At 67.9% G+C, this 25536-nt stretch carries 28 protein-coding genes; 9 read left to right on the top strand and 19 right to left on the bottom strand.

Features of this window, described 5'->3' with window-relative positions; translation table 11 throughout:
* Window positions 1–135: 135 nt before the first annotated feature.
* Window positions 136–1263 (bottom strand): acyl-CoA dehydrogenase family protein, encoded by a 1128-nt coding sequence (locus BLV94_RS37670; RefSeq protein ID WP_072940176.1) that lies wholly within the window; start codon window positions 1261–1263, stop codon window positions 136–138.
* Between the two features lie 9 nt (window positions 1264–1272).
* Complete coding sequence (locus BLV94_RS37665; protein ID WP_072940173.1) at window positions 1273–2448, bottom strand: acyl-CoA dehydrogenase family protein; 1176 nt, start codon at window positions 2446–2448, stop codon at window positions 1273–1275.
* 149 nt (window positions 2449–2597) lie between these two features.
* Here BLV94_RS37665 and pnuC point away from each other — a divergent pair, with 149 nt between their 5' ends.
* The 3 genes from pnuC to BLV94_RS37650 are packed head-to-tail and all read left to right on the top strand — an operon-like array spanning window position 2598 to window position 5028.
* On the top strand, window positions 2598–3239 hold the full coding sequence (gene pnuC / locus BLV94_RS37660) for a nicotinamide riboside transporter PnuC (protein WP_072940170.1): 642 nt from the start codon (window positions 2598–2600) through the stop codon (window positions 3237–3239).
* 5 nt (window positions 3240–3244) lie between these two features.
* Entirely contained in the window at window positions 3245–4330 is a 1086-nt protein-coding gene (locus BLV94_RS37655; RefSeq protein WP_072940442.1) for an AAA family ATPase, read from the top strand.
* Between the two features lie 2 nt (window positions 4331–4332).
* Window positions 4333–5028 carry an NUDIX hydrolase gene (locus BLV94_RS37650; RefSeq protein WP_174705474.1) on the top strand — a complete coding sequence of 232 codons (696 nt, stop codon included), beginning with the start codon at window positions 4333–4335 and terminating at the stop codon, window positions 5026–5028.
* Window positions 5029–5060: 32 nt separating this feature from the next.
* Here the strand turns inward: BLV94_RS37650 and BLV94_RS37645 are convergent, their stop codons facing one another.
* Genes BLV94_RS37645 through BLV94_RS37635 form a run of 3 tightly spaced genes read right to left on the bottom strand, consistent with a single transcriptional unit; the run spans window position 5061 to window position 6657 of the window.
* A complete protein-coding gene (locus BLV94_RS37645; RefSeq protein WP_072940167.1) occupies window positions 5061–5510 on the bottom strand; it encodes a hypothetical protein in 450 nt (149 codons plus the stop codon).
* A gap of 11 nt (window positions 5511–5521) precedes the next feature.
* Entirely contained in the window at window positions 5522–6037 is a 516-nt protein-coding gene (locus tag BLV94_RS37640; RefSeq protein ID WP_072940164.1) for a twin-arginine translocation pathway signal, read from the bottom strand.
* Window positions 6034–6657, bottom strand: coding sequence for a hypothetical protein (locus BLV94_RS37635; protein ID WP_307718309.1), 624 nt, complete (start codon window positions 6655–6657; stop codon window positions 6034–6036). The genes BLV94_RS37640 and BLV94_RS37635 overlap by 4 nt, the downstream gene beginning before the upstream one ends.
* 145 nt (window positions 6658–6802) lie before the next feature.
* Between BLV94_RS37635 and BLV94_RS37630 the strand changes: the two genes are divergently transcribed.
* From BLV94_RS37630 to BLV94_RS37605, 6 genes are read left to right on the top strand one after another with little or no spacing between them, the layout of a single operon-like run.
* Window positions 6803–7264, top strand: coding sequence for an Asp23/Gls24 family envelope stress response protein (locus BLV94_RS37630; RefSeq protein ID WP_072940161.1), 462 nt, complete (start codon window positions 6803–6805; stop codon window positions 7262–7264).
* Window positions 7261–7575, top strand: a complete 315-nt coding sequence (locus BLV94_RS37625; RefSeq protein ID WP_072940158.1) for an Asp23/Gls24 family envelope stress response protein — start codon at window positions 7261–7263, stop codon at window positions 7573–7575. The genes BLV94_RS37630 and BLV94_RS37625 overlap by 4 nt, the downstream gene beginning before the upstream one ends.
* Entirely contained in the window at window positions 7572–7751 is a 180-nt protein-coding gene (locus BLV94_RS37620) for a hypothetical protein (protein WP_005252219.1), read from the top strand. The genes BLV94_RS37625 and BLV94_RS37620 overlap by 4 nt, the downstream gene beginning before the upstream one ends.
* Window positions 7744–8724: a DUF6286 domain-containing Asp23/Gls24 family envelope stress response protein gene (locus BLV94_RS37615; RefSeq protein ID WP_072940155.1), complete on the top strand. Its 981-nt coding sequence runs from the start codon at window positions 7744–7746 to the stop codon at window positions 8722–8724. The genes BLV94_RS37620 and BLV94_RS37615 overlap by 8 nt, the downstream gene beginning before the upstream one ends.
* Window positions 8721–9296 (top strand): hypothetical protein, encoded by a 576-nt coding sequence (locus tag BLV94_RS37610; protein ID WP_072940153.1) that lies wholly within the window; start codon window positions 8721–8723, stop codon window positions 9294–9296. Before BLV94_RS37615 ends, BLV94_RS37610 begins: the two co-directional genes overlap by 4 nt.
* Before the next feature lie 46 nt (window positions 9297–9342).
* Window positions 9343–9603, top strand: a complete 261-nt coding sequence (locus BLV94_RS37605; protein WP_241031307.1) for a YciI family protein — start codon at window positions 9343–9345, stop codon at window positions 9601–9603.
* Between the two features lie 70 nt (window positions 9604–9673).
* On the opposite strand, the gene tuf is transcribed toward BLV94_RS37605, so the two are convergent.
* The 14 genes from tuf to BLV94_RS37535 form a co-directional block, all read right to left on the bottom strand.
* Window positions 9674–10864, bottom strand: coding sequence for an elongation factor Tu (gene tuf / locus BLV94_RS37600; RefSeq protein ID WP_072940147.1), 1191 nt, complete (start codon window positions 10862–10864; stop codon window positions 9674–9676).
* Window positions 10865–10953: 89 nt separating this feature from the next.
* On the bottom strand, window positions 10954–13056 hold the full coding sequence (gene fusA / locus BLV94_RS37595; protein WP_072940144.1) for an elongation factor G: 2103 nt from the start codon (window positions 13054–13056) through the stop codon (window positions 10954–10956).
* A gap of 161 nt (window positions 13057–13217) precedes the next feature.
* On the bottom strand, window positions 13218–13688 hold the full coding sequence (gene rpsG, locus BLV94_RS37590) for a 30S ribosomal protein S7 (RefSeq protein WP_005252199.1): 471 nt from the start codon (window positions 13686–13688) through the stop codon (window positions 13218–13220).
* The gene (gene rpsL / locus BLV94_RS37585) at window positions 13688–14062 is read right to left on the bottom strand and encodes a 30S ribosomal protein S12 (RefSeq protein ID WP_005252198.1); all 375 of its coding nucleotides are present in this window, start codon (window positions 14060–14062) and stop codon (window positions 13688–13690) included. The genes rpsG and rpsL overlap by 1 nt, the downstream gene beginning before the upstream one ends.
* Window positions 14063–14424: 362 nt before the next feature.
* On the bottom strand, window positions 14425–14964 hold the full coding sequence (locus BLV94_RS37580) for a DUF3558 domain-containing protein (RefSeq protein WP_072940141.1): 540 nt from the start codon (window positions 14962–14964) through the stop codon (window positions 14425–14427).
* 11 nt (window positions 14965–14975) lie between these two features.
* Window positions 14976–15500 carry a DUF3558 domain-containing protein gene (locus tag BLV94_RS37575; RefSeq protein WP_072940138.1) on the bottom strand — a complete coding sequence of 175 codons (525 nt, stop codon included), beginning with the start codon at window positions 15498–15500 and terminating at the stop codon, window positions 14976–14978.
* 38 nt (window positions 15501–15538) lie between these two features.
* Window positions 15539–16180 carry a TetR/AcrR family transcriptional regulator gene (locus BLV94_RS37570; protein WP_072940135.1) on the bottom strand — a complete coding sequence of 214 codons (642 nt, stop codon included), beginning with the start codon at window positions 16178–16180 and terminating at the stop codon, window positions 15539–15541.
* A 59-nt stretch (window positions 16181–16239) separates the two neighbouring features.
* Window positions 16240–17040: an enoyl-CoA hydratase family protein gene (locus BLV94_RS37565; RefSeq protein WP_083395796.1), complete on the bottom strand. Its 801-nt coding sequence runs from the start codon at window positions 17038–17040 to the stop codon at window positions 16240–16242.
* Entirely contained in the window at window positions 17040–18230 is a 1191-nt protein-coding gene (locus BLV94_RS37560; RefSeq protein WP_072940133.1) for an acyl-CoA dehydrogenase family protein, read from the bottom strand. The genes BLV94_RS37565 and BLV94_RS37560 overlap by 1 nt, the downstream gene beginning before the upstream one ends.
* Complete coding sequence (locus tag BLV94_RS37555) at window positions 18227–20221, bottom strand: acetyl/propionyl/methylcrotonyl-CoA carboxylase subunit alpha (RefSeq protein WP_072940437.1); 1995 nt, start codon at window positions 20219–20221, stop codon at window positions 18227–18229. The genes BLV94_RS37560 and BLV94_RS37555 overlap by 4 nt, the downstream gene beginning before the upstream one ends.
* 8 nt (window positions 20222–20229) lie before the next feature.
* Window positions 20230–21828, bottom strand: coding sequence for an acyl-CoA carboxylase subunit beta (locus tag BLV94_RS37550; RefSeq protein ID WP_072940130.1), 1599 nt, complete (start codon window positions 21826–21828; stop codon window positions 20230–20232).
* Window positions 21825–22973 carry an acyl-CoA dehydrogenase family protein gene (locus BLV94_RS37545; protein WP_072940128.1) on the bottom strand — a complete coding sequence of 383 codons (1149 nt, stop codon included), beginning with the start codon at window positions 22971–22973 and terminating at the stop codon, window positions 21825–21827. The genes BLV94_RS37550 and BLV94_RS37545 overlap by 4 nt, the downstream gene beginning before the upstream one ends.
* Window positions 22970–24676: an acyclic terpene utilization AtuA family protein gene (locus tag BLV94_RS37540; RefSeq protein WP_072940125.1), complete on the bottom strand. Its 1707-nt coding sequence runs from the start codon at window positions 24674–24676 to the stop codon at window positions 22970–22972. Before BLV94_RS37540 ends, BLV94_RS37545 begins: the two co-directional genes overlap by 4 nt.
* Window positions 24673–25464 carry a TIGR03084 family metal-binding protein gene (locus tag BLV94_RS37535; RefSeq protein ID WP_072940123.1) on the bottom strand — a complete coding sequence of 264 codons (792 nt, stop codon included), beginning with the start codon at window positions 25462–25464 and terminating at the stop codon, window positions 24673–24675. Before BLV94_RS37535 ends, BLV94_RS37540 begins: the two co-directional genes overlap by 4 nt.
* Window positions 25465–25536: the final 72 nt, after the last annotated feature.

Here is a 25536-nt window from a genome sequence, read left to right as displayed (position 1 = left end):
GCGCGCAGAACGTTAGCTGCGTCACACGGGGGTCCTCGTGCGACACGTCGAAAACGCTCTTTCCGATACCAATCCGAGACCTGCCCCGTGAGTACTTGTTAACCGCCCGCGGTTAACAAGTACTCACGGGTGGGGCTAGATGATGCTGACGGTGCCCTGGGTCGTCGCCGCCGCGAGCACGCGCAGGTGGTCGTCGGAGCCGCCGAGGGTGTGCTCGATGGCGGTCAGCCGGCTCACGTAGTGCCCGACCGGGTACTCGGCGGTCATGCCGATGCCGCCGTGCATCTGGATCGCTTCCTGCCCGATCGTCCGGGCCGACCGGCCGATCTGCAGCTTGGCGCGGGACGCGACCACCGGGTCCACGGTTCCGTCGGCCAGCGACATCGTGGCGTAGAGACTCATGCTGCGGGCCAGTTCCAGCAGCACGTACATGTCTGCCGCACGGTGGGTGAGTGTCTGGAACTTCGCGATCGGGACGCCGAACTGCTTGCGGGTCTTCAGGTACTCGGTCGTCAGCCGCAACGCCTCCTCCATCGCGCCGACGGCCTCCGCGCACAGTGCCGCCTGCGCCCGGATGTGTGCGCCCTCGATCGCCGAAGACGCGTCGCCGCCCGCACCGAGCGGCTCGGCCGGGGTGCCGGACAGTTCCACCTGCGCGGCCCGCAGTCCGTCGTGGGTCGCGTAGGGGGTGCGGGTCAGGCCGGCGGCGTCGCCGTCGACGAGGAACAGTCCGACCCCGCCGTCCGGGAGTGTCGCGCTGACGACCAGCATGTTCGCGCCGCCACCGTGCGGAACAGGATTCTTCGTACCTGTCAGGGTCCACGCGTCGCCGTCCTTCGTCGCGGTCGTGGACACCCGGGCCGACGGCCAGCGCACGCCCGGTTCCCGATCGGCGAAGGCCAGCAGGAGGGTGCCCTCGGACACGTCCGGGAGAATCCGGCGACGCTGCTCCGTACTGCCGGCCGCAGCGATCAGACCGCCCGGCACGAGCACGGCGTCGAGGACCGGTTCGGGGGCGAGGCGGCGGCCTATCTCGGTCATCACCGATGCCACCTCGACGGGTCCGGCGCCCATTCCCCCGTCTTCCTCGCCGAAGCTCAGGCCGAGCAGCCCCACCTCGGCGAGTTGCTTCCAGACCTGCGGGCTCCACCCCTGCTCGGTGTCGGTGACAGCGTTGCGCTTCTCCGCGTCGTAGCTGCGCCCCAGCAGTTCGCGGGTGGTGTCGCGCAGCAGTTTCTGTTCGTCGGTCAGGTCGAAGTCCATGTCACGCCCTCACAATCCGAGGATCGAGGAGGCGATGATGCTGCGCTGCACTTCGCTCGATCCGCTGTAGATGGAAACCTTGCGGTAGTTCAGATAGGTCGGTGCCGTCCGCTGCGCCCAGAGCGGTGAGGAGATGCCGTCACCGGCGGCGAAGGGTAGGGAGTCGGGGCCCGCGACGTCGGTCAGCAGTTCGAGTGTCGCCTGCTGCAGTTCGGACCCGCGCAGCTTCAGCAGCGACGACGCCGGGTTCGGCTTGCCGTCGGCCGAACTCGCGACGACCCGCAGCTGGGTGAGCTCGAGCGCGATGATCTCGTTCTCCAGTTCCGCGATGCGGGCGGCGAACAGCGGGTCGTCGAGCAGCGTCCCCTCGCCGACCGAGATCTCCGCGGCGCGCTTCTTCGCCTGCGCGAGCCGGACCTTGGAGAATCCCAGGCGGGTGACGCCGGCGCGCTCGTTGCCAAGCAGGAACTTGGCGTAGCTCCAGCCCTGGTTCTCCTCACCCACGAGATTCTCGGCGGGCACGCGCACGTCCTCGAAGAAGACCTCGTTGACCTCGTGGCCTCCGTCGATCAGCTTGATCGGGCGCACTGTGACGCCGGGCGTCTTCAGGTCGACGAGGATGAACGAGATGCCGGCCTGCTTCTTGGGGGCATCCGGGTTGGTGCGGGCGAGGACGAAGATCCAGTCTGCGTGCTGCGCGAGGGTGGTCCACGTCTTCTGGCCGTTGATCACGTAGTCGTCGCCGTCGCGGACGGCGCGGGTCTTCAGCGACGCGAGGTCGGAACCGGCCTCGGGCTCGGAAAATCCCTGGCACCACCAGATGTCGAGGTTGGCGGTCGCGGGAAGGAACTTCTTCTTCTGCTCCTGCGAACCGAACGCCGCGATGACGGGGCCCACCATGCTGGTGTTGAACGCGAGCGGCTCGGGCACCGACGCGAGCTGCAGTTCATCGAGCCAGATGTGCTTCTGCACCGGCGTCCAGTCGCGGCCGCCCCACTCGACCGGCCAGTGCGGCGTCGCGAGCCCGTTGGCGTTCAGAATCCGCTGAGACTCGATGAAGCCTTCTTTCCCCACTTCTTCGCCCCGCGCATACCGCTCGCGGATCTCCGCCGGAATCTGTGTGGTGAAGAACGTTCGCATCTCGTCGCGGAACGCCAGCTCCTCGTCGGTCAGGGCCAGATTCATCGGAATTCCTTCGCACTCGAGGTCGGATTCATGTTCTGGTCCCGACGGTACCCCCACCTCCCGCGGGACACCACGACATCCCCAGTTGTAGTCACAATGACCACATCAGTGATACCATTTCGTAGTCACTACGACTACAAGGAGTTCCCGTGATCGCACTACTCGTCGACTGGCTCAATTCGGCCGCGGTGACGTCGTTCGGGACGACGACGAGCTGGGCCGAAGTGCTCGGTTTCACGTCGGGCGCCGTGTGCGTCTGGCTCGTCGCCCGGCAGTCCACCTGGAACTGGCCGATCGGAATCGCGAACAACCTGGTCTGGATCCTGCTGTTCTACGCAGCCGGACTCTTCGCCGACTCGGCCCTCCAACTGGTCTACATCGCGCTCGCCGTGGCCGGGTGGATCCGGTGGATCCGCGGTCGCGCCGGCAACCCGTTGCCCGTCACCGGGACGTCGCCGGAGGAATGGAGGTGGCTCGCCGGGACCGGCATCGTCGGCACCGCCGCCTTGACCGTGCTCCTGCACACGGCGACGTCGTCCACGGTCCCGTTCTGGGACGCCGTCACCACAGCCCTCTCGCTGCTGGCCACCTGGGGACAGGTGAACAAGCGCTGGGAATCGTGGCTGCTGTGGATTGCAGCCGATCTGGTCTACGTCCCGCTCTACCTGCACAAGGGTCTGACGCTGACGGCCCTGCTGTACGTCGGCTTCCTCGTGCTCTGCGTCCGCGGTCTCCTCGAGTGGCGCAGGTCGTCGGGACTCCCCGCCCTCGCGACGACCGCGAGCAGGTGACCGCAATGCGCGACCACGCGCTCGTGATCGGAAAGTTCTATCCCCCGCACGCCGGGCACCACCTGCTGATCCGGGAGGCGGCGCGGGTAGCCGCCCGGGTGACGGTGGTGGTGATGGCGTCCCGGGTCGAGTCGATTCCCTTGGCGGACAGAGTGTCCTGCCTCGCCGAATCGCATGCGGGCGACCGCACGGTGACCGTGACCGGCATCGCGTGCGACGCCCCGATGGACCTGGCGTCGCGACCGGTGTGGGCCGCCCAGGTGGCGTGCATGCGCGCCGCGGTGCGCCAGGTCACCGGAATCGCCGTCGACGTGGTCGTGTCGAGCGAGAAGTACGGCGACGACCTCGCCCGCTGGTTCGACGCCGTCCACGTCCCCGTCGACCCCGAGCGGGTCCGGTTCCCGATTTCGGGAACCGCCTGTCGAGGCGACCTCGCCGGCAATTGGGAACACCTCGACGCGCCCGCGCAGGCACTGCTCACCACCCGGATCGTGGTGCTCGGCGCGGAATCCACCGGGACCACCACCGTCAGTCATGCGCTGGCGCAGCGCTTCCGCGCCCGCGGCGGGATCTGGCGGCGCACGCACTGGGTTCCCGAATACGGTCGCACGGCAACCGCCGACAAGCTGGCGAGAGCCCGCGTCGCCGACGCGTCCGCCGGCGTCGACGACCTCGTCTGGATCGGGCAGGATTTCGCCGACATCGCCCGCATCCAGAACGAGTGGGAAGAGGCGGCGGCGCGGTCGGGGTCGCCCCTGACGATCTGCGACACCGACGCAGAAGCCACCACCGTGTGGGAGCGGCGCTACCTCGGCCCCGACAGCACCCGGGCGCACGACCACCGGCCGGGCCGCCATGCCCTGTACCTCATTACCGACCACGTCGGTGTCCCCTTCGTGCAGGATGGGTTGCGTGACGGAGAGTCGATCCGGGAGGAGATGACAGAGTGGTTCGTCGATGCACTCACCGCCGCCGGGCGGTCGTGGGTGATGCTGACCGGGAGCCAGGCAGAGCGTCTCGACCTCGCGACGCAGGTCACTGAACAGGCACTCGCCCACCGATCGACGTTCGCCGCACCACTGGGAGGCTGACAGTGTACGACGCAACCGAGTACCCACCGTTCGCCGTGACCGTCGATCTCGCGATGTTCACGCTGCGCGGCCCCTCGCTGTCGGTCCTGCTGGTGCGGCGGGGAGAGGAACCGTTCCAGGGGATGCCCGCGCTGCCCGGCGGTTTCGTTCACGCCGACGAATCGGCGGACGTCGCGGCGCGACGCGAACTGGCGGAGGAGACCGGACTCGACAGCTTTCCCGGTCACCTCGAGCAGTTGGCGACGTACAGCGAGCCGGGCCGCGACCCGCGCATGCGCGTCGTGTCGGTGGTGTTCGTGGCGTTCGCGCCGAACCTGCCGGAGCCGTCCGCCGGTTCCGACGCCGCCGACGCCTACTGGATGCCGGTCGAGGACGCGTCCCGCGAGTCGCTGGCGTTCGACCACGCGCAGATCCTCGCCGACGCCCTCGAGCGGGTGCGGTCGAAACTCGAATACACCACTTTGGCAACCCATTTCGTGGAGTCTCCGTTCTCGATCCGGGACCTCCAGACGGTGTACGAGGCCGTGTGGGACGTGACGTGGGACCGCGCGAACTTCCGCCGCAAGGTCCTGGGAACGCGGGGGTTCGTCGAACCCGTCGAGGGCGTCGCCGACGCCGCATCCACGGGCGGCAGGCGCGCCCAGCTGTACCGCCCGGGCGACGCCACCACCCTGCACCCGCCGATCCCCCGCCCGTGAGTACTTGTTAACCGCAGGCGGTTAAGAAGTACTCACGGGTGGCGGAGCCGCAGAACGAGCAGAAACGCGCCACCGGCCGCGTCGATCTGCGTCTCGACGTCCAGTTCCGGTGCGAGACGGGACAACCGGTCGAGCAACCACTCCGACGCGTCCTCCGCATCCGACTTGCCCGGGCACCGCGCCACGGCCACCCGGCCGCCCTTGCGGCCGAGTTGTTCGACGACGCCGATGATCGGGGCGGGGTCGACGACGAACAACCGGTCGGGCCACGGCACCACCGGTTTGACGGCGCCCTTCTTGGTGTTGCACGCGCGATGAGCGAGGCGTTCGACGCCGCCCTTCGCCTTGGCCTTCTTCGCGGTGACGACACTGTCGATGCTGGGGCCGCGCGGGTCGTTGACCGACATGTCGGGATCCACCGGTTCGTCACACAACCAACAGCGCCACGACTCGCGGTCGCCGACCTCTCGAAGAGTGCTCATGGGCGCCAACGCTACCCGTGGGCCTGGACGGGATCGAAGCCGGAGATCAGCCAGTCGTCGCCGGATTTGGTCAGCTCGACGGAAATGCTCGTCGCCGTCACCGCCGGTTCCGGTTTCCCGGCGCTGGTGGTGCTCTGGTTGACGAACAGCAGCACCGTCGCCGTGTCGGCCGCCACCTCGACCGGACCGGACGCGGCCACCGTCGCCTGCGTGGCGACCCGGCTCTCCTTCGCCGCCGGGACGACGACGTCCGTCGTGAACTGCGTGTAATAGTCGAGGAACTCCCCCGTCAGGCGCTCCTTCGCGGCGCCGACGTCGTTCTCCACCGTGTCCGGACCGTACGACAGCAGAGCGATCGCGCCCTGCGAAGCGGTGTCGGTGACGGCGGCGCGGACGGTGTCGTCGACGCGCTGGCCGGGCCGGTAGAGCGTGAAGTACAGCACCCCGGCCAGCACGGCCGTGACCACGGTGAGCGCACCCAGGATCAGGAGGAGCCTGCGCGACTTCGGCGATGCGTCGGTACTCACTGCACGAACCCCGCCTTCACGATCTTGTACGTGCCGTCCTCGAGTTGCATCGTGACCCGCATTCTCTGACTACGCGGTTCCTCTGCGGCCCCGCCCGCATTCGACACCTTCTGGGCGACCGCGACGAGCACGTCGGCGGAGTCGCCGTCCTGCCTCTCGATCGCGGCCTGGCGCACCACCCCGACCGATTTGACCTGGGCCTCCTGCATGACGGCGATGAGATCCTTGGACCGGGCCTCGAATTCGTCGCGGAATTCTCCCGCCGAGCCGTCGAGCACCTTCTGCACGTCTTCGTCGGCCCGCTGGAAGTCCATCGTCGTCAGATTCACGACGCCCTGGCTCGCGGCGTCCACGATCTCGGACCGCTGCTGCGCCGCCCGCTCCGCCTGCCGGTGCGTGTAGCCGAAGTAGCCGCTCACCGCGAGGAACGCGAGCGCGAGAACGGACAGAACCGCCACACCTGCGGTGACGGCCGGCGTCCGGGGCCCGGGGGCAGTGCCCTCACCGGAAGCAGCGTCCTCACTGGAAGCGGCCTCCTCACTGGGGGCAGCGTCCTGGTCGGGGGCCACTTCCGCCATGGGATTCCTTCCGTCGTGCCGTACCTCTGTTACCTGGATCACGCCATGGTACCGGGTAGTCATATCAAATATTTTCCGCACCGGTATCCGGACAGATCCGCGGGCGGAAAGGCGCGTGGGAGACCCCGCGTACCGTCGGTGATCATTACTGTTGAGGAGAAGGCAGGCGACTCGAAGGGGATCCACGATGACCAGCGATTCAGGCGCACGCAGCCGCGTGCAGTTCGGTGCCGGGGCGACTCCGGAACTCGTCAGTTCCCAGGGACGGACCATCATCGCGGACGCCGTCGTCGCCAAGATCGCCGGTATCGCCACCCGTGAGATCAACGGCGTCTACGACGTGGGCGGCGGCACCGCACGCGCCGTCGGCGCCCTCCGGGACCGGATCCCCGGCGCCCGCGTCAACCACGCCCAGGGCGTCGCCGTCGAAGTCGGGGAGAAACAGGCCGCCATCGACATCGGCATCGTCGCCGAATACGGTGTTGCACTGCACGAACTCGCGGTCGGCATCCGACGCAACGTCATCGCGGCCGTCGAGCGCATGACCGGACTCGAAGTGACCGAAGTGAACATCACCGTCTTCGACGTCATGCTCTTCGACGAATCCGAGGCCGCGTCCGAACTCGACGGCAAACCGAGGGTGCAGTGACCGGACCGCTCCCACCGGACACTCACGCGGAGGACATCTCCGAACGCATCGTGGCCGCCGTCCTCGCGACCCCCGGAGTGGCAGCGATGCACGGCGGCGCGTTCGGCGAAGTCGCGACGTACCTGCCCGGACGCCGGGTGACCGGGGTGACCGTCGGCCCCACGTCCTGTGCCGTCCATCTCGCGGCGCGCTACCCCGCCAACGTCGTCGACACCGCCGAAAGGGTGCGGGCCGCAGTGGAATCACTGGTGGACGTCCCCGTCGACGTGATCATCGAAGATCTCCTGACAGAGACAGGACACGCTCAATGAACAGCACAATCACAGGCCTGATCGTTGGATTACTCCTCGCCATCGCCGGCATCCTCGGCGGTTTCAGCGGATTCGTCTTCGCCGTCCTGCTCGGCGCACTGGGCATGGCCGTGGGCGCGCACCGCGACGGGCACCTCGATCTCGGCGCCATCCTCCGAAGCCGCGGCCGTGGCTGAACCGTCCACCGCACCCCCCGCCGGACCCCGGGACGACGCTGCGCTCGACGACACCGCCCAGCGCGGCGAATTGGTCATCAAGGAACGCGCCGTCGTGAAGATCGCCGTCGCCGCAGCGCTCCAAGTACCCGGCGTCGTCAAGCAGTCCGGCGGACTGTCCCGGCTGACGGGCAGAGAACTCCCCCGCGCCGACGTCTCGACGGGTGCGGACGCCGTCGCGATCAACCTGTACATCGCGGTGCAGTGGCCGTGCCGGCTCGATCTCCTCAACCGCAGGCTCCGCGCACAGGTGCACCGCCAGGTCGAGCAGATGACCGGCATGCCGGTCATCGAACTCAACATCGTGGTCGTCGGAACGGAATCCGCGGCACCCGAAGACAGCGGCGCCGACAGCCTCTACTCCGAACAGGGCGATCCGGCGGTGCCGCCCCTCCCGGTGGCGCCGATCCGGCCCCGCACGCCGCGCGCGACACCCGCCGCCGTGCCCGCCGCGATCATCGTCGCCGTCGCCGCCCTCGGCCTCGCGGTCGTCGCCGCGCGTGAACTGCTCATCATGCGCGGCACGTTCGCCAACGCGCCCTGGATCCGCAACACCGCGCAATGGCTGGGCAGGCTGCACTGGTCCGATTGGATCGTCCCCGTCGCCGTCGGCGCGATCGTGCTGGGAATCGTGTTCATCGTCGCCGCCCTCAAACCGCGGCCGCGCACCCATCTGCCCCTCGCGGTGGGCGACACCCCGATCGTCTGGCTGCGCCCCACCGACCTCGCCCGCAATTCCAGTAGTCACGCCAACACGGTCCCCGGGGTGCTGTCGGCGCACACGACAGTCGACCGCAAGCACGTCACCGTCCGCGTGGTGCGCACCGAGTCGACACCCGCCGCAGACGTGGCCATCTCCGTCCGCGAGGCCGTCGAACCGACGCTGTCGCTGCTCGGCACGTCCCCCGAACTCCGAGTGCAGGTGAAGCCGTGACGCATCGGACCGCCGCCGTCAACCGGCTGATCGTCCTGCTCGTCGGGCTCGCGCTCCTCGGATTCGGCGCCTACGCCATCGCCTGGGACCTGCAGGTTCCGATCGTCCGGGAATGGGTGTCGCGGTACGACCGCGCACGCGTCACCGCGCTTCCCGACCAGGGCTGGTGGGGCTGGGCCCTCGCCGCGACGGTCGTCGTGGGACTGGTCTTCGGGATCGTGGTCCTCGCGCTGGACCTCACCCGGCGACGCACGTCCGCCGTCGCAGTCCCGGATCGCGAATCGGGCACCTACGTCACCGTCGACCTGGGCTCCCTCGCCAACGGGGTCGCCAGCGAACTCGCCCAGTACCCCGGAGTCCGGCAGACGCGGGCCCGCGCCGTCGTCGAACGCGGACTCCCCACCCTGTCGATCGTCGTGACCGCCGACCCCACCGTCGACATCCACGACTTCACCCGCAAGTCCGAGGACGTCGCATCATGGGTCGCGTCGACACTCGGCGGTGAGCAGGTCGCCACCCAGGTGCTGCTCCACCTCGACCGCGCCGACCACCCGGTACACGTCGAAAACTGACACGGGACGTCCCGGTCTCGGTAGGTTCTCCGCCATGGAGTACGTCGTGTTCTACACAACCGATCCGTCCGCCGCCGCCCGGATCCCGGAAGTCTATCCACGGCACCGTGAGTACCTCGACGCGTTCGCCGCGGAAGGCGGAATCCTCGGAATCGGACCGTTCGACGACCCGGCGAGCAACGGGTCCATGGCGCTGTTCACCAGCCGTGAGCGGGCGGAACAGTTCATCGCACGCGACCCGTTCGTCCTCGAAGGGATCGCCCATCCCAGCGACATCCGGGAATGGGACGCGCTGAACTACCGCTGACGCAGAACCCCGAAAACGCCGATGGCGCCCACCCCGGAGGGTGAGCGCCATCGGCGTTGGTGAAGCTAGATCACTTGTTGATCTTCGTGACCTTGCCGGCGCCGACCGTACGGCCGCCTTCGCGGATCGCGAAGCGCAGGCCCTCGTCCATGGCGACGGGCTGGATCAGCTTGACGGACATCTCGGTGTTGTCACCGGGCATGACCATCTCGGTGCCCTCGGGCAGCGTCACAACGCCCGTCACGTCCGTCGTACGGAAGTAGAACTGCGGACGGTAGTTGTTGAAGAACGGCGTGTGGCGGCCGCCCTCGTCCTTGGACAGGATGTACGCCTGGCCCTCGAACTCGGTGTGCGGGGTGGTGGTGCCGGGCTTGACGACAACCTGTCCACGCTCGACATCTTCGCGCTTGATACCACGAACCAGCAGACCGACGTTGTCACCGGCCTGGCCCGAGTCGAGGAGCTTGCGGAACATCTCGATACCGGTGACCGTGGTCTTGGTGACCGTCTCCTTGATGCCGACGATCTCGACCTCTTCGTTGACGTTGACCTGGCCACGCTCGATACGACCGGTGACGACGGTGCCACGACCGGTGATCGTGAAGACGTCCTCGACGGGCATGAGGAACGGCTTGTCGGTCTCGCGGACCGGGTCCGGGATCGACTCGTCGACCGCAGCCATGAGCTCGAGGATGTTCTTGGTCCACTCCGGGTCGCCCTCGAGCGCCTTCAGTGCGGAGACCTTGACGACGGGAGCTTCCTCGTCGAACTCCTGCGCAGCGAGGAGCTCACGGACCTCCATCTCGACGAGCTCGATGATCTCGTCGTCGTCCACCATGTCGGCCTTGTTCAGGGCGACGAGGATGTACGGCACGCCGACCTGGCGGGCGAGCAGCACGTGCTCACGCGTCTGGGGCATCGGGCCGTCGGTGGCCGCGACCACGAGGATGGCGCCGTCCATCTGCGCCGCACCGGTGATCATGTTCTTGATGTAGTCGGCGTGACCGGGAGCATCGACGTGCGCGTAGTGGCGCTTCTCGGTCTGGTACTCAACATGCGAGATGTTGATCGTGATACCGCGAGCCTTCTCCTCAGGAGCCTTGTCGATCTCGTCGAAGGCCGAGGCCTCGTTGAGATCCGGGTACGCGTCGTGCAGAACCTTGGTGATGGCCGCGGTCAGCGTGGTCTTGCCGTGGTCGACGTGACCGATGGTGCCGATGTTCACGTGCGGCTTCGTCCGCTCGAACTTCGCCTTCGCCACTGTGTGTCCTCCTGGACTGATTGATGCTTGCGGTATGCAGCAGTGCGGTTGTTATTACTGGGTCGTGCTTCGGCCGGCTGGAACCGAGGTTACTCGCCGGTCGCCTTGGCGATGATTTCCTTCGAGACGTTCGCGGGAACCTCTGCGTAGGAATCGAACACCATGGAGAAGTTCGCCCGGCCCTGGGTCTTCGACCGCAGATCACCGATGTAACCAAACATCTCCGAGAGCGGAACCAGCGCCTTCACGACACGGGCACCACTGCGTTCCTCCATGGCCTGGATCTGGCCACGGCGGGAGTTCAGGTCGCCGATCACGTCACCCATGTACTCCTCGGGTGTGGTGACCTCGACAGCCATGAGCGGCTCGAGAATGACCGGGCCGGCCTTGCGGGCGGCTTCCTTCAGCGCCTGCGAACCGGCGACCTTGAAGGCCATTTCCGACGAGTCGACGTCGTGGTACGCACCGTCGAGCAGCGACAGCTTCAGGTTCACCAGCGGGTAGCCGGCGAGAACGCCGTACTGCATCGCGTCCTGAGCGCCTGCATCCACGGAGGGGATGTACTCGCGAGGGATGCGGCCACCGGAGACCTTGTTCTCGAACTCGTAGGAGGCACCGTCTTCGCCGACGAACGGCTCCAGCGCGATGATCACCTTGGCGAACTGGCCCGATCCACCCGTCTGCTTCTTGTGGGTGTAGTCGTGCTTCTCGACCTTCTTGGTGATGGTCTCGCGGTAGGCGACCTGCGGCTTGCCGACGTTGGCCTCGACCTTGAACTCGCGACGCATACGGTCGACGAGGATGTCGAGGTGGAGCTCGCCCATGCCGCCGATGACGGTCTGGCCGGTCTCCTCGTCGAGTTCGACGGAGAACGTCGGGTCCTCTTCGGCGAGCTTCTGGATCGCGGTGCCCAGCTTCTCCTGGTCGGACTTCGTCTTGGGCTCGATCGAGACCTGGATGACCGGGTCCGGGAAGCTCATCGACTCGAGCACGATCGGGGCGTCCTGTGCACACAGGGTGTCACCGGTCGTGGTGTCCTTCAGGCCGATCATCGCGTAGATGTGGCCGGCCACGGCCTCGTCGACCGGGTTCTCCTTGTTGGCGTGCATCTGGAAGAGCTTTCCGATGCGCTCCTTCTTACCCTTGGTCGCGTTCATGACCTGGGCGCCCGGATCGATCCGGCCGGAGTACACGCGGACGAACGTCAGCTTTCCGAAGAACGGGTGCGAAGCGATCTTGAAGGCCAGAGCCGAGAACGGCTCTTCCTTGCTCGGCTTACGCGTGAGGATCTCTTCCTCGTTGCCGAGGGCGTGACCCTGGACCTCGCCGATGTCCAGCGGGTTCGGCAGGTAGTCGATGACCGCGTCGAGCATGGGCTGAACACCCTTGTTCTTGAACGCGGAACCACACAGCACCGGGTACAGCTCGGAGGCGACCGTCATCTTGCGGATGGCGCCCTTGATCTCCTCGATGGAGAGTTCCTCACCGGCGAAGTACTTCTCCATGAGAGATTCGTCGGACTCGGCAACGGTCTCGAGCAGCTTCTCGCGGTACTCGGCAGCCTTGTCGGCCAGATCGGCCGGGATCTCCTCGATGGTGGGCTCGGCACCCGTCGGCACGACGCCACGCCAGGTGATGGCCTTCATCTCGACCAGGTCGACGACACCGTCGAAGTCGTCCTCCGCGCCGATCGGCAGCTGCAGGACGAGCGGCTTCGCGCCGAGGCGGTCGATGATGGTCTGGACCGTGAAGTAGAAGTCCGCGCCCATCTTGTCCATCTTGTTGACGAAACAGATGCGCGGAACGTCGTACTTGGCGGCCTGACGCCACACCTGCTCCGACTGGGGCTCGACGCCCTCTTTGCCGTCGAACACTGCGACGGCGCCGTCGAGCACGCGGAGCGAACGCTCCACCTCGACGGTGAAGTCGACGTGGCCCGGCGTGTCGATGATGTTGATCTGGTTGTTGTTCCAGAAGCAGGTCACCGCGGCAGAGGTGATCGTGATGCCGCGTTCCTTCTCCTGTTCCATCCAGTCCGTGGTCGAGGCACCGTCGTGCGTCTCACCGATCTTGTAGTTGACACCGGTGTAGAACAGGATGCGCTCGGTGGTCGTGGTCTTGCCGGCATCGATGTGCGCCATGATGCCGATGTTGCGGACCTTGTTCAGGTCGGTCAGCACTTCCTGTGCCACAGGATTCTTCCCCGCTCGTAGCTCGTGTATCGGGTGTCGGCCTCCCCGGTGTTCCACCAGCGGGGCCATTGTCTCGAGTTGTAGATCAGCCGGTCCCCGGTAGGGGCCCGACGTGCGACGACGCCGGAGCAGTCACGGTTGGTGACTGCTCCGACGTGACGTCACCAGCGGTAGTGGGCGAATGCCTTGTTGGCTTCGGCCATCTTGTGAGTGTCCTCACGGCGCTTCACAGCGGCACCCAGGCCGTTGCTGGCATCGAGGAGCTCGTTGGCGAGACGCTCGACCATCGTCTTCTCACGACGCTGCCGGGAGAAGGTCACGAGCCAGCGGAGCGCGAGGGTGGTGGAGCGGCCCGGACGGACCTCGACCGGCACCTGGTAGGTGGCGCCACCGACACGGCGGCTGCGAACCTCGAGGGCAGGCTTGACGTTGTCCAGTGCGCGCTTGAGGGTGACGACCGGATCGGTGCCGGTCTTCTCGCGCGCCTGCTCGAGTGCTTCGTACACGATGCGCTCGGCGGTGGACTTCTTGCCGTCCAGGAGAATCTTGTTGACGAGCTGCGTCACCAGGGGCGAACCGTAGACCGGGTCGTTGATGAGCGGACGCTTCGGAGCGGGGCCCTTACGTGGCATTAGCTCTTCTCCTTCTTGGCGCCGTAGCGGCTGCGGGCCTGCTTGCGGCCCTTGACACCCTGGGTGTCGAGGGAGCCGCGGATGATCTTGTAGCGCACACCGGGGAGGTCCTTCACACGACCACCGCGGACGAGCACCATCGAGTGCTCCTGCAGGTTGTGGCCCTCGCCCGGGATGTAAGCGGTGACCTCGACGGAGCTGGTCAAGCGCACACGCGCGACCTTACGGAGCGCCGAGTTCGGCTTCTTCGGGGTGGTGGTGTACACGCGGGTGCACACGCCACGACGCTGCGGGCTGCCCTTGAGGGCTGCCGTCTTGACCTTCGCGGTCTTGTCGCGGCGGCCCTTGCGGACCAGCTGGTTGATGGTTGGCATTTACCGGCTTTCTTCGTGTTGAACAGACTGCTCTGGACAAGCAACCTTGGCTGTTCTGAAATTAGGGATCTAGCAGTTGGGGCAAGAGAGCTGCTGCCCCTCACCCGCACCTCGAGCTGCACCCGAGGTCGGGTGTGTCGCATACCCCCACACAGGCAGCCGGATGCTCGTTCCATGCAGAAATCTGCACGAACGCGCGCACGGCAATACCTCGCTAGGCACACAGATCGGCCCGGGCATGCCGGACACGACCCACAACGATACCCGGCGGCGCGCCGGAAGGTCAAAGTGGGCGGGCAATGGTAAGGGCTGACCTGCGATGTGGGGTACTGCTTGGAGCTGTCGGTACGGACACGGGCACATCAACTACTCAGATTGAGCGTCAGATCCGCAAGCGTCGATGCCGCCTGGCACGGGTCTGCCGCCCCCGCCTGGAACTGTACCCACCAGCCGACGACCCCCGATGAGGGCGACCCGACCGTCACTCCGCACGCCCCCGGATCGCCGGGCGGACGCATCACGACGGCCCTGCGCCCCTGGATGGTGGACGCCTCCACCGTGTAGCCGAGCTTCTCCGCGGTCGACTTCTCAGTGTCGAGGGAACCCGTCTCGAACCAGTTGAACGTCACCTTCACGGGACCGTTGGCGCCGACCGCGTCCCAGCGGCAGATCGCGCCGAAGAAGCCTCGTTGGATGGCGTCGGCGCCGACGGTCTGCGCGATCTGTTCGTCGGCGACCGCGTTGCACTCCTCGAGCAGGGCCGTGAACTGTTCGGTGTCCCCCGAGGAGGAACTGCCCTCCACCCTCGGTGAGCCCTCGATCGTCGACCCGCACCCCGCGATCAGCCCGATCGCGGTGGCCGCGGTCAGCACCCGCACGGCGCGCCACGTCCGCCCGCCCATCACTCCCCCGCTCACTTCGCCCTCGACACGCTGAGTTCGGCGAGGTCGCGCGCCACCGTGCACGGATCGGCCGCGGGTTGCGCGTCCGCATACATCACCGACCAGTGCACGAAGTCACCGCCGAACTCCACACCGAGTTCACACAGAATTCCTTCGGACGACGCGATGAATCCGGGATGTCCCTGGACGTCGATGTCGGTGGCCGGCCTGCCGATCAGCTCCGAACCCGCCCGCTCGCGGCCGATCGGACTGCCGCGGTACCAGGAGAACGTGACGCTGGGACCGCCTATTCCCGCGGTTTCCCACTCGCAGCCGACGGAATTGCGCGTCACCCCGGTGAAGGGAGGCATGCCGAACGCCTTCGCCACCTCGTCGTCGGTGACCGAACCGCACTGGCCGAAGAACGGGCCCGGATCGGTCACCTGCGGAAGACTCTGTGCGGCGGGTGCGGTACCGGAATCGTCTCCGTCTCCCCCACAGCCGGCCAGACCGGCCGCGACGGTGATCAGGACGAGCGCTCCCCATTTCCGGCCCATGGTCGGTGACTCTACCGATCGCCGCGATCTTTGCCCGGTCAGTCGAGAACGGCCACGTCGAGGCGCCTGGGCTCTACAGATCTGCCGCCCCGCGGTAGTGCCGCGTCCAACTGCGCAGCCCACTGCCGCACGATCTCCGCGCGCCTCTTGGAGTCGTCCGTGAGCACGTCGGCCAGGCCGAGTCCGCGGGCGAGATCGAGGGTGGCCTGGACGAGCCGGTGCGCCACCGGATCGGCGTCGTCGAACCCGAAGTGTTCGACGGCGGTGCGGTGCGCGACCCGCCCGAACCGTTCCTCGAGCGGCACGATCCGGGCCCGCAGTTCCGGGTCGGCGGCGGCCGCCGTCCACACCTGCAGCGCCGCCTTGAACAGGGTGCCGGTGTAGTAGTCGACGAGCCGCGACACCACCGCCTCGGTGCGCCCCTCCCCGGTCGGCAGGTCGGTGGCCTCGCGCCGGGCCTGCTCCATCCGGGCGTCGAACATGACCTCGAGCGCCGCGGTGATGAGGTCTTCGCGGGTGGGGAAATGGTGCTGGGTCGCGCCGCGGGACACGCCGGCGCGCTGGGCGACGAGGCTCACCGTCGTCGCGCCCCAGCCCAGTTCCGCGAGGCAGTCGATGGTGACCTCGAGGAGATGTCCGCGCGTGACCCGGCTACGGTCCTGCTTCGGTTCGCGGGTCATGTGTCACTTCCTCTCGTCGCGCTGCGCGCCCGTGAGTGGTTGACGAGTCCAGAGACTCGTCAACCACGCACAGGGCCGGAGGCCCATCTCGGCGGCCGCTTCTGCAGAAACGCCATCATGCCTTCCCGCGCCTCCTCGGATTCGAACAGCCTCGCCGACTGGGCGGTCAGCTCGTCGGTGTAGCGGTCGAAGTCGGCGAGCACACCGCGGGTGGTCAACGTCTTCGATTCGGCCAGACCCTGCGGCGACGCCTGCCGTAACTGGTCCAGCAATTCCTCGACGGTGTCCTCCGGGTCCTCGGCGGACTCGCTGATCAGCCCGATCGCCTCCGCCTCGTGGGCGCCGAACTTCTCGCCCGTGAGCAGGTAGCGGCTCGCGGCGCGCGAATCGATGCGGGGCAGCACGGTCAGCGAGATGATCGACGCGGCGAGCCCGAGCCGGACCTCGGTGAGCGCGAACGTGCTGCGCGGGCCGGCGACGGCGAGGTCGCACGCCCCGACCAGCCCCATGCCCCCGGCCCGGACGTGACCGTCGATCCGGGCGATCACCGGTTTCGGCAGCTCCACGATGGCGCGCAGCAGTTCGGCCATCTGCCGGGTGCGCGAGCCGACGTCGCCGGACGTCTCGCTCAGATCCGCCCCGGCGCAGAACGTGCCACCGGTGTGGGTGAGGACGACGCCGCGGACGTCGATGTCCGCGGCGGCGTCCCGCAATCCCTGCAGCAGCTCGTCCACGAGCCTGCCGGAGATCGCGTTCCTGTTGTGGGGCGAGTCGAGGGTGAGGGTGGCGAACCCTCGATTCACCTCGTACCGGACGTACCGGTCGGCTTCCACGTCGGTCATGTGCTGTCCGTTCGACATCAGTACGACTTCGGCAGCCCGAGCGAGTGCTGGGCGACGAAGTTGAGGACCATTTCCCTGCTCACCGGCGCGACGCGGCCGATGCGGGCCGCGCCGAGCATCGCCGCGAGACCGTATTCCTTGGTCAGGCCCGCGCCGCCGTGAGTCTGGACGGCCTGGTCGAGCGCCTTGATGCTGGCCTCGGCGGCGGCGTACTTGGCCATGTTGGCGGCCTCGGCGGCGCCGAAGTCGTCGCCGCTGTCGTAGAGGACGGCGGCCTTCTGCATCATCAGCTTGGCGAGTTCGAGTTCGATCTTGATCTGCGCCAGCGGATGCGAGATGCCCTGGTGTGTGCCGATCGGCTCCTTCCACACCGTGCGTTCCTTCGCGAACCGGACCGCGGCGTCCAGCGCGTAGCGGCCCATGCCGATCGCCATCGACGCGCCGAGGATGCGTTCGGGGTTGAGTCCCGCGAACAGCTGCATCAGGGCCGCGTCGGCCTCGCCGACGAGCGCGTCGGCGGGCAACCGGACGTCGTCGAGGAACAGCATGAACTGGTGGTCGGGCTCGACGATGTCCATCTCCATCGGCGTCTTCACGAAGTTCTCGGCGTCGGTGGGGACGATGAACAGCGCAGGCTTCAGCTTGCCGGTCTTCGAGTCCTCGGTCCGCGCGACGATCAGGACGGCGTCCGCCTGGTCGACCCCGGAGATATAGATCTTGTTCCCCGACAGCAGCCAATCCTCGCCGTCACCATCACCCCTCGCTCCGCTCGACCGGTCCCGCCGCGCAGTGGTCGTGATCTGATGCGAGTTCGACCCCGCGTCGGCCTCGGTGATGCCGAACGCCATGATCTTCGAGCCGTCGGCGAGTCCGGGGAGCCACTTCTGCTTCTGGTCCGCCGTGCCGTACTTGCCGATGATCGTGCCGCAGATGGCGGGCGAGACGACCACCAGCAGGAGTCCGGCGCCGTGGGCGGCGAGTTCTTCCTGGACGAGCGCCAATTCGTAGATACCCGCGCCGCCGCCTCCGTACTCCTCGGGGAGGTTGACGCCGAGGAAGCCGAGTTTGCCCGCCTCGTTCCATAATTCGGTGAGCGGTTCGCCGCGCCGCGCCCGCGGAAGCACGTAGTCGACGTAGTTGAAGCGCTCCCCGAGCCTCGACACGGACGCGCGGAGTTCCTTCTGTTCTTCTGTCTCGATGAAGCTCATGATTCTCCTTCAGCGTGCGCTGCTTCGACTACTGCCAGGACTGTTCCCACGTCGACCTGCGTGCCGACGGTCACGGAAAGTTCGGTGAGGACACCGGACGCCGGCGCCTTGATCGTGTGTTCCATCTTCATCGCCTCGAGCCACACGATCGGCTGACCGGCGGTCACCGCATCACCGACCGCCGCGCCGACGCGGATCACGGAACCCGGCATCGGCGCGAGCAGCGACCCCTCGGCGACGACGGCACTCGGATCGGTGAATCGCGGTGCGGCGTGCAGGCTCACCGGGCCCAGCGCGGAATCGACGAAGACGTCGTCCCCGTACCGGGACACCTCGAACGAGCGGCGCAGCCCCGCCGCGTCGAGTGCGACGTGCCGTGCCGTCGCGGACACGAGTGAGACGTCGTCGAAACCCTCCGCCTTCAGCCCGTACCGGGTGAGCAGGTACCGGATCTCGACGTCGCCGCCGGTACCGGTGAACGTCTTTGACTGCGGCGCGGACGCCAGGTTCCGCCACCCACTGGGGAGCGTCGAGTCGACCGTCGCGACGTCACGGTTGTGCGCGGCGTCGGCGAGGGCGGCGGCCAGCGCCGACAGTCGCTCGGTCTCCACCGACGCCAGTGGCTGCGCCAGCACGTCCAGTCCGTGGGTGTCGAAGAAGGCGGTGTCCGTGTCGCCCGCGAGGAACGCCGGGTGGCGGAGCACGTTGACCAGGAGGTCGCGGTTGGTGCGCAGACCGTGGATCTGCGTGCGGCCCAGTGCCGTCGCCAGCCGGGTCGCTGCCTGCGTCCGGGTGGGCGCGAACGAGATGACCTTCGCGAGCATCGGGTCGTAGTGCACGCCGACGGTGGACCCGTCGACCACCCCGGAGTCGAGGCGGATGCCCGGCGTGCGGAGAACGTCGAATTCGACCGCGGTGCCGGGTAGCGCCAGGCGGTGGACCGGCCCGCTCTGCGGCTGCCAGTTCTGCGCGGGGTCCTCGGCGTACAGCCGGACCTCGATGGAATGGCCGGACACGGCGGGCGAATCCGCGTCGAGTGCCAGACCCGACGCCACCTCCAGTTGCAGGTCCACCAGGTCGAGACCGGTGGTGCATTCGGTGACCGGGTGCTCCACCTGCAGGCGGGTGTTCATCTCCAGAAAGAAGAAGTCCCCACCGTCGGTGTCCGCTCGTCCGGTCGCCAGGAACTCGACCGTCCCCGCCCCCTCGTAGTCGATGGCCTTCGCCGCGAGCCGGGCGGCCTCGAACAGCCGCTCACGCATTCCGGGGACGGCCTCGACCAGCGGCGACGGCGCCTCCTCCACCACCTTCTGGTGCCGGCGCTGGATGGAGCACTCACGCTCCCCCACCGCCCACACGGTTCCGTGCCGGTCGGCCATCACCTGGACCTCGATGTGCCTGCCCGTCTCGAGGTAGCGCTCGCAGAACACGGTCGGGTCGCCGAACGCCGATTGCGCTTCGCGCCGCGCGCCTTCCAGCTGTTCCGGAAGGTCCGCGAGTTCACGCACCACGCGCATGCCACGTCCGCCGCCGCCGGCGGACGCCTTGACGAGCACCGGCAGATCGGCTTCGGTGACGGCGTCCGGATCGAGTTCGGCCAGCACCGGGACCCCCGCGGCGGCCATCAACTTCTTGGACTCGACCTTGGAACCCATCATCTCGATGGCGGGCGCGGGCGGTCCGATCCACGTCAGCCCCGCATCGTGGACGGCGCGCGCGAATTCCGCGTTCTCGGACAGGAACCCGTAGCCGGGGTGGATGGCGTCGGCACCGGCGAGGAGCGCTGCCTCGATGACGAGGTCACCGCGCAGGTAGGTGTCGGCTGGACTGTTGCCCGGCAAACGGACCGCGGCGTCGGCCTCGGTGACGTGCGGGCTGAGTGCGTCGGCGTCCGAGAACACGGCGACGGTCCCGATGCCTGAGCGGCGGCAGGTGGCGAAGATGCGGCGGGCGATCTCGCCGCGGTTGGCAACCAGTACGGACTGGATCATGTCGTGCCTCACATCCGGAAGACGCCGAAGTTCTCGGCGCCTTCGATCGGGGCGTTGGCAATGGCCGACAGGCACATTCCCACCACGGTGCGGGTGTCGCGCGGGTCGATGACGCCGTCGTCGTAGAGGCGACCGGACAGGAACATCGGCACGGACTCGGCCTCGATCTGGTTCTCGATCATGGCGCGCATCCCGGCGTCGGCTTCTTCGTCGAACGCCTGCCCCCGCGCCTCGGCGGAGGCCCGGCTGACGATGGAGATGACGCCGGCCAGCTGCGCGCCGCCCATGACGGCGGATTTGGAACTCGGCCAGGCGAACAGGAATCGGGGGTCGAATGCGCGTCCGCACATGCCGTAGTGGCCGGCGCCGTAGGACGCGCCGAGCAGGATCGAGATGTGCGGGACGGTGGAGTTGGAGACGGCGTTGATCATCATCGACCCGTGCTTGATCATCCCGCCTTCCTCGTACTCCTTGCCGACCATGTAGCCGGTCGTGTTGTGCAGGAACAACAGTGGGGTGTTCGAGCGGTTGGCGAGCTGGATGAACTGGGTGGCCTTCTGCGATTCCTCGCTGAACAGCACGCCGCGCGCGTTGGCGAGGATGCCCACCGGATATCCGTGCAGTTCGGCCCAGCCGGTGACGAGGGACGATCCGTACATCGGCTTGAACTCGTCGAAGTCGGAGCCGTCGACGATGCGGGCGATGACCTCGCGGGGGTCGAACGGGATCTTGAGGTCGGCGGGGACGATGCCGAGCAGTTCCTCGGGATCCTCGAGCGGCTCGATCACCTCCGCGCGCGGCGCCGGGCCCTGCTTCTTCCAGTTCAGGCGTTTGACGATGCTGCGGCCGATCCGGATGGCGTCCTGCTCGTCGACGGCGAAGTAGTCGGCGAGACCGGACTTGCGGGCGTGCATCTCGGCGCCGCCGAGGGTTTCGTCGTCGGATTCCTCACCGGTGGCCATCTTGACCAGCGGCGGCCCGGCGAGGAACACCTTGGACCGTTCCTTGATCATGACGACGTGATCAGACATGCCGGGGATGTACGCGCCGCCGGCGGTCGAGTTGCCGAAGACGAGGGCGATGGTCGGGATACCCGCCGCGGACAGCTGGGTGAGGTCGCGGAACATGCGCCCACCGGGTATGAACACTTCCTTCTGCGTGGGAAGGTCGGCGCCGCCGGATTCCACGAGGGAGATGACGGGGAGCCGGTTCTGCCGGGCGATGTCGTTGGCGCGGAATCCCTTCCGCAGCGTCCACGGGTTGCTGGTTCCGCCGCGGACCGTCGGGTCGTTGGCGACGATCAGGCATTCGACGCCTTCCACGACGCCGATGCCCACCACGGTGCTGGCGCCGACCGGGAAGTCGCTGCCCCACGCCGCGAGCGGGCACAGTTCGAGGAACGGCGAGTCCGGGTCGAGGAGCAGTTCGATGCGCTCTCGGGCGAGGAGTTTGCCGCGCTTCTTGTGCCGCTCGGTGTATTTCTCGCCGCCGCCCGCGAGCGCCTTGGCGTGCTCGGTCTCGATCTCGGCGAGTTTTTCCGTCATCGCGTTCGCGGCGGCGGCGTACTCCTCGGAACCGGTGTCCAGGGCGGATTTCAACGTGGTCATGACTGATACCCCAATCGCTTGGCCGCGAGCCCCGTCAGGATCTCGGTGGTGCCGCCACCGATTCCGAGGATGCGCATGTCGCGGTACTGTCGTTCCACTTCGCTCTCCCGCATGTAGCCGAGGCCGCCGAACAGCTGAACGGCCTGGTTGGCCACCCACTCGCCCGCCTCGACGGCGGTGTTCTTCGCGAAGCAGACCTCGGCGATGAAGTCCTCGTTCGACACGAGCGAGCGCTCCACCAGCGCCCGGGTGTAGACGCGGGCGACGTCGGTCCGGCGGGCCATCTCGGTGACTGTGTTCTGCACCGACTGCCTGCTGATCAGGGGACGGCCGAACGTCTCCCGGTCGCGTACCCACGCCAGCGTGAGGTCGAGGCACCGCTGCGCGCTCGCATAGGCCTGCGCGGCGAGGGCGATGCGCTCGGTGAGGAAGGCCTGGGCGATCTGCGCGAACCCGCTGTTCTCCTCGCCGACCAGGTTGGCGGCGGGTACCCGTGCGTCGACGAACGACAATTCGGCCGTGTCCGACGCGCGCCAGCCCATCTTGTCGAGTTTGCGCGCCACCTCGAATCCGGGTGTGCCCTTCTCGATCACGAGAAGGGAGACCCCGGACGCGCCAGGGCCGCCGGTGCGGACGGCGGTGACCACGAAGTCGGCGCGGACGGCGGACGTGATGAACGTCTTGGACCCGTTGACGACGAAGTGGTCGCCGTCGCGGACCGCGGTGGTCCGCAGATGCCCGACGTCGGAACCGCCACCGGGTTCGGTGATGGCGAGCGAGCCGATGAGTTCGCCGCGCAGGGTGGGGCGGACCCACTTCTCGATCTGCTCCGGATCGCCCGCGGTGGCGAGGTGCGGCAGCGCGATTCCCGAGGTGAACAGGGAAGCGAACACACCGCCCGACGCACCCGCCTGGTGGAATTCCTCGCAGATCAGCACCGCGTCGACGAGGTCGCCGCCCTCGCCGCCGACGGATTCGGGGAAGCCGGCGCCGAGCAGTCCCAGTTCGGCGGCCTCCCGGTGGAGGGTACGGGGCAGTTCACCGTCGCGCTCCCACTCGTCCAGGTGCGGCAGTATCTGTCGTTCGACGAAGCTGCGCACCGTCTTGCGCAGTTCCTGCCGCTCGGGTGTGTCCCACACGCTCACAACGGTGTCCCTTCGGGGAGGAGTGCTTTGGGTATGTCGAGGTGCCGGGATCTCAGCCATTCGCCGAGGCCCTTGGCCTGCGGGTCGAACCGGGCCTGGGACGCGACGCCCTGCCCGAGGATTCCCTCGATCACGAAGTTGACGGCGCGCAGTTTCGGCAGCACGTACCTCGTGACGGTGAGATCGGCGGCCTCCGGGAGCAGGCGCTTCACCTCGTCGACGGTCAATGCGTGGACCAGCCACCGCCACTGCTCGTCGGTGCGCACCCACACACCGACGTTCGCGTTGCCGCCCTTGTCGCCGCTACGTGCCCCGGCGATGGTGCCGAGCGCGACCCGGACCGTGGGTTCCGCCGCCCGCGGCTCCGGGAGCGCGGGCTCGTCGACATCCGCGAGTTCCCGGACGTCGGTGGCGGGTTCGATGTCGACGCGGGTGCCGTCCGGCAGCACCGCGACGTGCGGCACCTCCTTGGCGTACACGTAGCCGGGGGTGAACACCCCGTAGGGCTGCCCCTGCCCGGGCGGCGCCGTCAGCGTGAATCCGGGGTAGCTCGCGAGGGCCATTTCGACTGCGACGGAAGAGAATCCGCGACCGACAGCGTTGGCGTCGGGGTCCCGGACCACGCAGCGCAGCAGCGCGCTCGCCGCTTCCTCGGTGTCGGCGTCCGGGTGGTCGGTGCGGGCGAGCGACCAGTCGAGTTCGGCAGGCCGGGTGGGCAGCCACCCTTCGAGTTGCCGCTTCACGAGCGCCGCCTTGGCCTCGATGTCGAGGCCGGTGAGCACGAACACGGCCTCGTTGCGGAAGCCGGCGAGCGTGTTCAGCGACACCTTGAGCTGCGGCGGCGGCGCCTCCCCGCTGACGCCGCTGATCCGGACCCGGTCGGGGCCGTCCTGCGACAGTGCGGCGGTGTCGATCCGCGCGGTCACGTCGGGTCCGGCGTACCGGCCGCCGGTGATCTCGTACAGCAACTGCGCGGTGACGGTGCCGACGGTGACGGCGCCGCCCGTGCCGGGATGCTTGGTGATGACGGACGATCCGTCCGAGTCGATCTCGGCGATCGGGAACCCGGGGCGGTCGAGGTCGTCGATCTCGGTGAAGAACGCGTAGTTGCCGCCCGTCGCCTGAGTGCCGCACTCGATGACGTGTCCCGCGACCACGGCGCCGGCGAGCTGATCGACATCGTCTCGCTGCCAGCCGAAGTGCGCGGCGGCCGGGCCCACGATCACGGACGCGTCGGTGACCCGTCCGGTGACGACCACGTCGGCGCCGGCGTTCAGACATTCGACGATGCCCCACGCCCCGAGGTAGGCGTTGGCGGTCAGCGGGCTACCCAGCCCCAGTTCGGCGGCCCGGCCGATCAGGTCGTCGCCTTCGACGTGGGCGATCTTCGCCTGCAACCCCAGCCTGTCGTTCACCTCCCGCAATGCGTCCGCGAGGCCGGCAGGGTTGAGCCCGCCGGCGTTCGCGACGATGCGAACCCCGCGGTCGAGGGCGAGCCCGAGGCAGTCCTCCGCCTGACGGAGGAACGTCTTGGCGTAGCCACGGTTCGGGTCCTTCATGCGGTCGCGGCCGAGGATCAGCATGGTGAGTTCGGCGAGGTAGTCGCCGGTCAGGTAGTCGAGTTCGCCGCCCTCGAGCATCTCGCGCATCGCCGACAGGCGGTCGCCGTAGAAGCCGGAGCAGTTGCCGATCCGCACGGTCATCGGGTTCCCGCCTGACGGCCGCCGCCCGCCGGGCCCGCGAAGGCCTGAGCGATGTTCAGCCACGCGTCGGCGTCCGCGCCGGTGGCCGCGATGGCGAGGTCGGCACGGTTCGCGCGCTGGGTGACGAGGAGGCAGAAGTCCTCGGCGGGTCCGGTGACCTTCTGCGCGGCGCCCTCGGGACCCCACGTCCAGACGGACACTCCGTCGGGGGCGGTGAGTTCCACGCGGAACTCCTCCGCGGGCGGGGCGAGTTCGTTGACGGCGTAGGCGAAGTCGCGGGTGCGGACGCCGAGGTGGGCGATGCTCTTCAACCGCTCGGTGGGTTTGCGCGGCACTCTGAGCGCGTCGGCGACGTCCTGGCCGTGCGCCCAGGTTTCCATCAACCGGGCGGTAGCCATCGACGCCGCCTTCATCGGCGGGCCGTACCAGAGGATCTTCTGTCCCGGCGGCACGGCCAGGAGGGCCTCCGCGAGCCGTGTTCGGGCCGAACGCCACGCCGCCAGGAGTTCCGCGGGTGCGCGCCGGGCGTGTTCGGCGGCGCCGGCGTCGACGAATCCACCGGGGTTCGCGGCGGCCACCGTCAGCTGCTCGGTGAAGCCGTCGGGGTCGGTGATCGCCAGCAGCGCGGCCTCGTCGGTCCACAGCAGATGCCCGATCTGGTGGGCGATGGTCCAGCCCTCGGCCGGTGTCGGATCGGCCCAGCGGGTGTCGGGGAGGTCGGCGACGAGCGCGTCCAGCGAGTCGCTCTCGGCGCACAGATCATCGATGAACCTCTGCAGTTCAGCCATGCGACCAGCATCACACCGACCCGATAAAAAAGCAAGCACGATTGATTGTTATTTGGCTGCGCATCGCTCGGC

The organism is Rhodococcus koreensis, assembly GCF_900105905.1.
GTDB lineage: Bacteria > Actinomycetota > Actinomycetes > Mycobacteriales > Mycobacteriaceae > Rhodococcus_F > Rhodococcus_F koreensis.
Note: the sequence above shows the minus strand (reverse complement) of the source record. Positions and strands in the feature narration are given on the sequence as shown.

Excerpts from the sequence above, each read along its gene's own strand:
- BLV94_RS37670 (WP_072940176.1), bottom strand. The coding sequence starts at position 1,263 with ATGGACTTCGACCTGACCGACGAACAGAAACTGCTGCGCGACACCACC.
- BLV94_RS37665 (WP_072940173.1), bottom strand. The coding sequence starts at position 2,448 with ATGAATCTGGCCCTGACCGACGAGGAGCTGGCGTTCCGCGACGAGATG.
- BLV94_RS37655 (WP_072940442.1), top strand. The coding sequence starts at position 3,245 with ATGCGCGACCACGCGCTCGTGATCGGAAAGTTCTATCCCCCGCACGCC.
- BLV94_RS37645 (WP_072940167.1), bottom strand. The coding sequence starts at position 5,510 with ATGAGCACTCTTCGAGAGGTCGGCGACCGCGAGTCGTGGCGCTGTTGG.
- BLV94_RS37630 (WP_072940161.1), top strand. The coding sequence starts at position 6,803 with ATGACCAGCGATTCAGGCGCACGCAGCCGCGTGCAGTTCGGTGCCGGG.
- BLV94_RS37620 (WP_005252219.1), top strand. The coding sequence starts at position 7,572 with ATGAACAGCACAATCACAGGCCTGATCGTTGGATTACTCCTCGCCATC.
- rpsG (WP_005252199.1), bottom strand. The coding sequence starts at position 13,688 with ATGCCACGTAAGGGCCCCGCTCCGAAGCGTCCGCTCATCAACGACCCG.
- rpsL (WP_005252198.1), bottom strand. The coding sequence starts at position 14,062 with ATGCCAACCATCAACCAGCTGGTCCGCAAGGGCCGCCGCGACAAGACC.
- BLV94_RS37580 (WP_072940141.1), bottom strand. The coding sequence starts at position 14,964 with ATGGGCGGGCGGACGTGGCGCGCCGTGCGGGTGCTGACCGCGGCCACC.
- BLV94_RS37575 (WP_072940138.1), bottom strand. The coding sequence starts at position 15,500 with ATGGGCCGGAAATGGGGAGCGCTCGTCCTGATCACCGTCGCGGCCGGT.
- BLV94_RS37570 (WP_072940135.1), bottom strand. The coding sequence starts at position 16,180 with ATGACCCGCGAACCGAAGCAGGACCGTAGCCGGGTCACGCGCGGACAT.
- BLV94_RS37565 (WP_083395796.1), bottom strand. The coding sequence starts at position 17,040 with ATGTCGAACGGACAGCACATGACCGACGTGGAAGCCGACCGGTACGTC.
- BLV94_RS37560 (WP_072940133.1), bottom strand. The coding sequence starts at position 18,230 with ATGAGCTTCATCGAGACAGAAGAACAGAAGGAACTCCGCGCGTCCGTG.
- BLV94_RS37555 (WP_072940437.1), bottom strand. The coding sequence starts at position 20,221 with ATGATCCAGTCCGTACTGGTTGCCAACCGCGGCGAGATCGCCCGCCGC.
- BLV94_RS37550 (WP_072940130.1), bottom strand. The coding sequence starts at position 21,828 with ATGACCACGTTGAAATCCGCCCTGGACACCGGTTCCGAGGAGTACGCC.
- BLV94_RS37540 (WP_072940125.1), bottom strand. The coding sequence starts at position 24,676 with ATGACCGTGCGGATCGGCAACTGCTCCGGCTTCTACGGCGACCGCCTG.
- BLV94_RS37535 (WP_072940123.1), bottom strand. The coding sequence starts at position 25,464 with ATGGCTGAACTGCAGAGGTTCATCGATGATCTGTGCGCCGAGAGCGAC.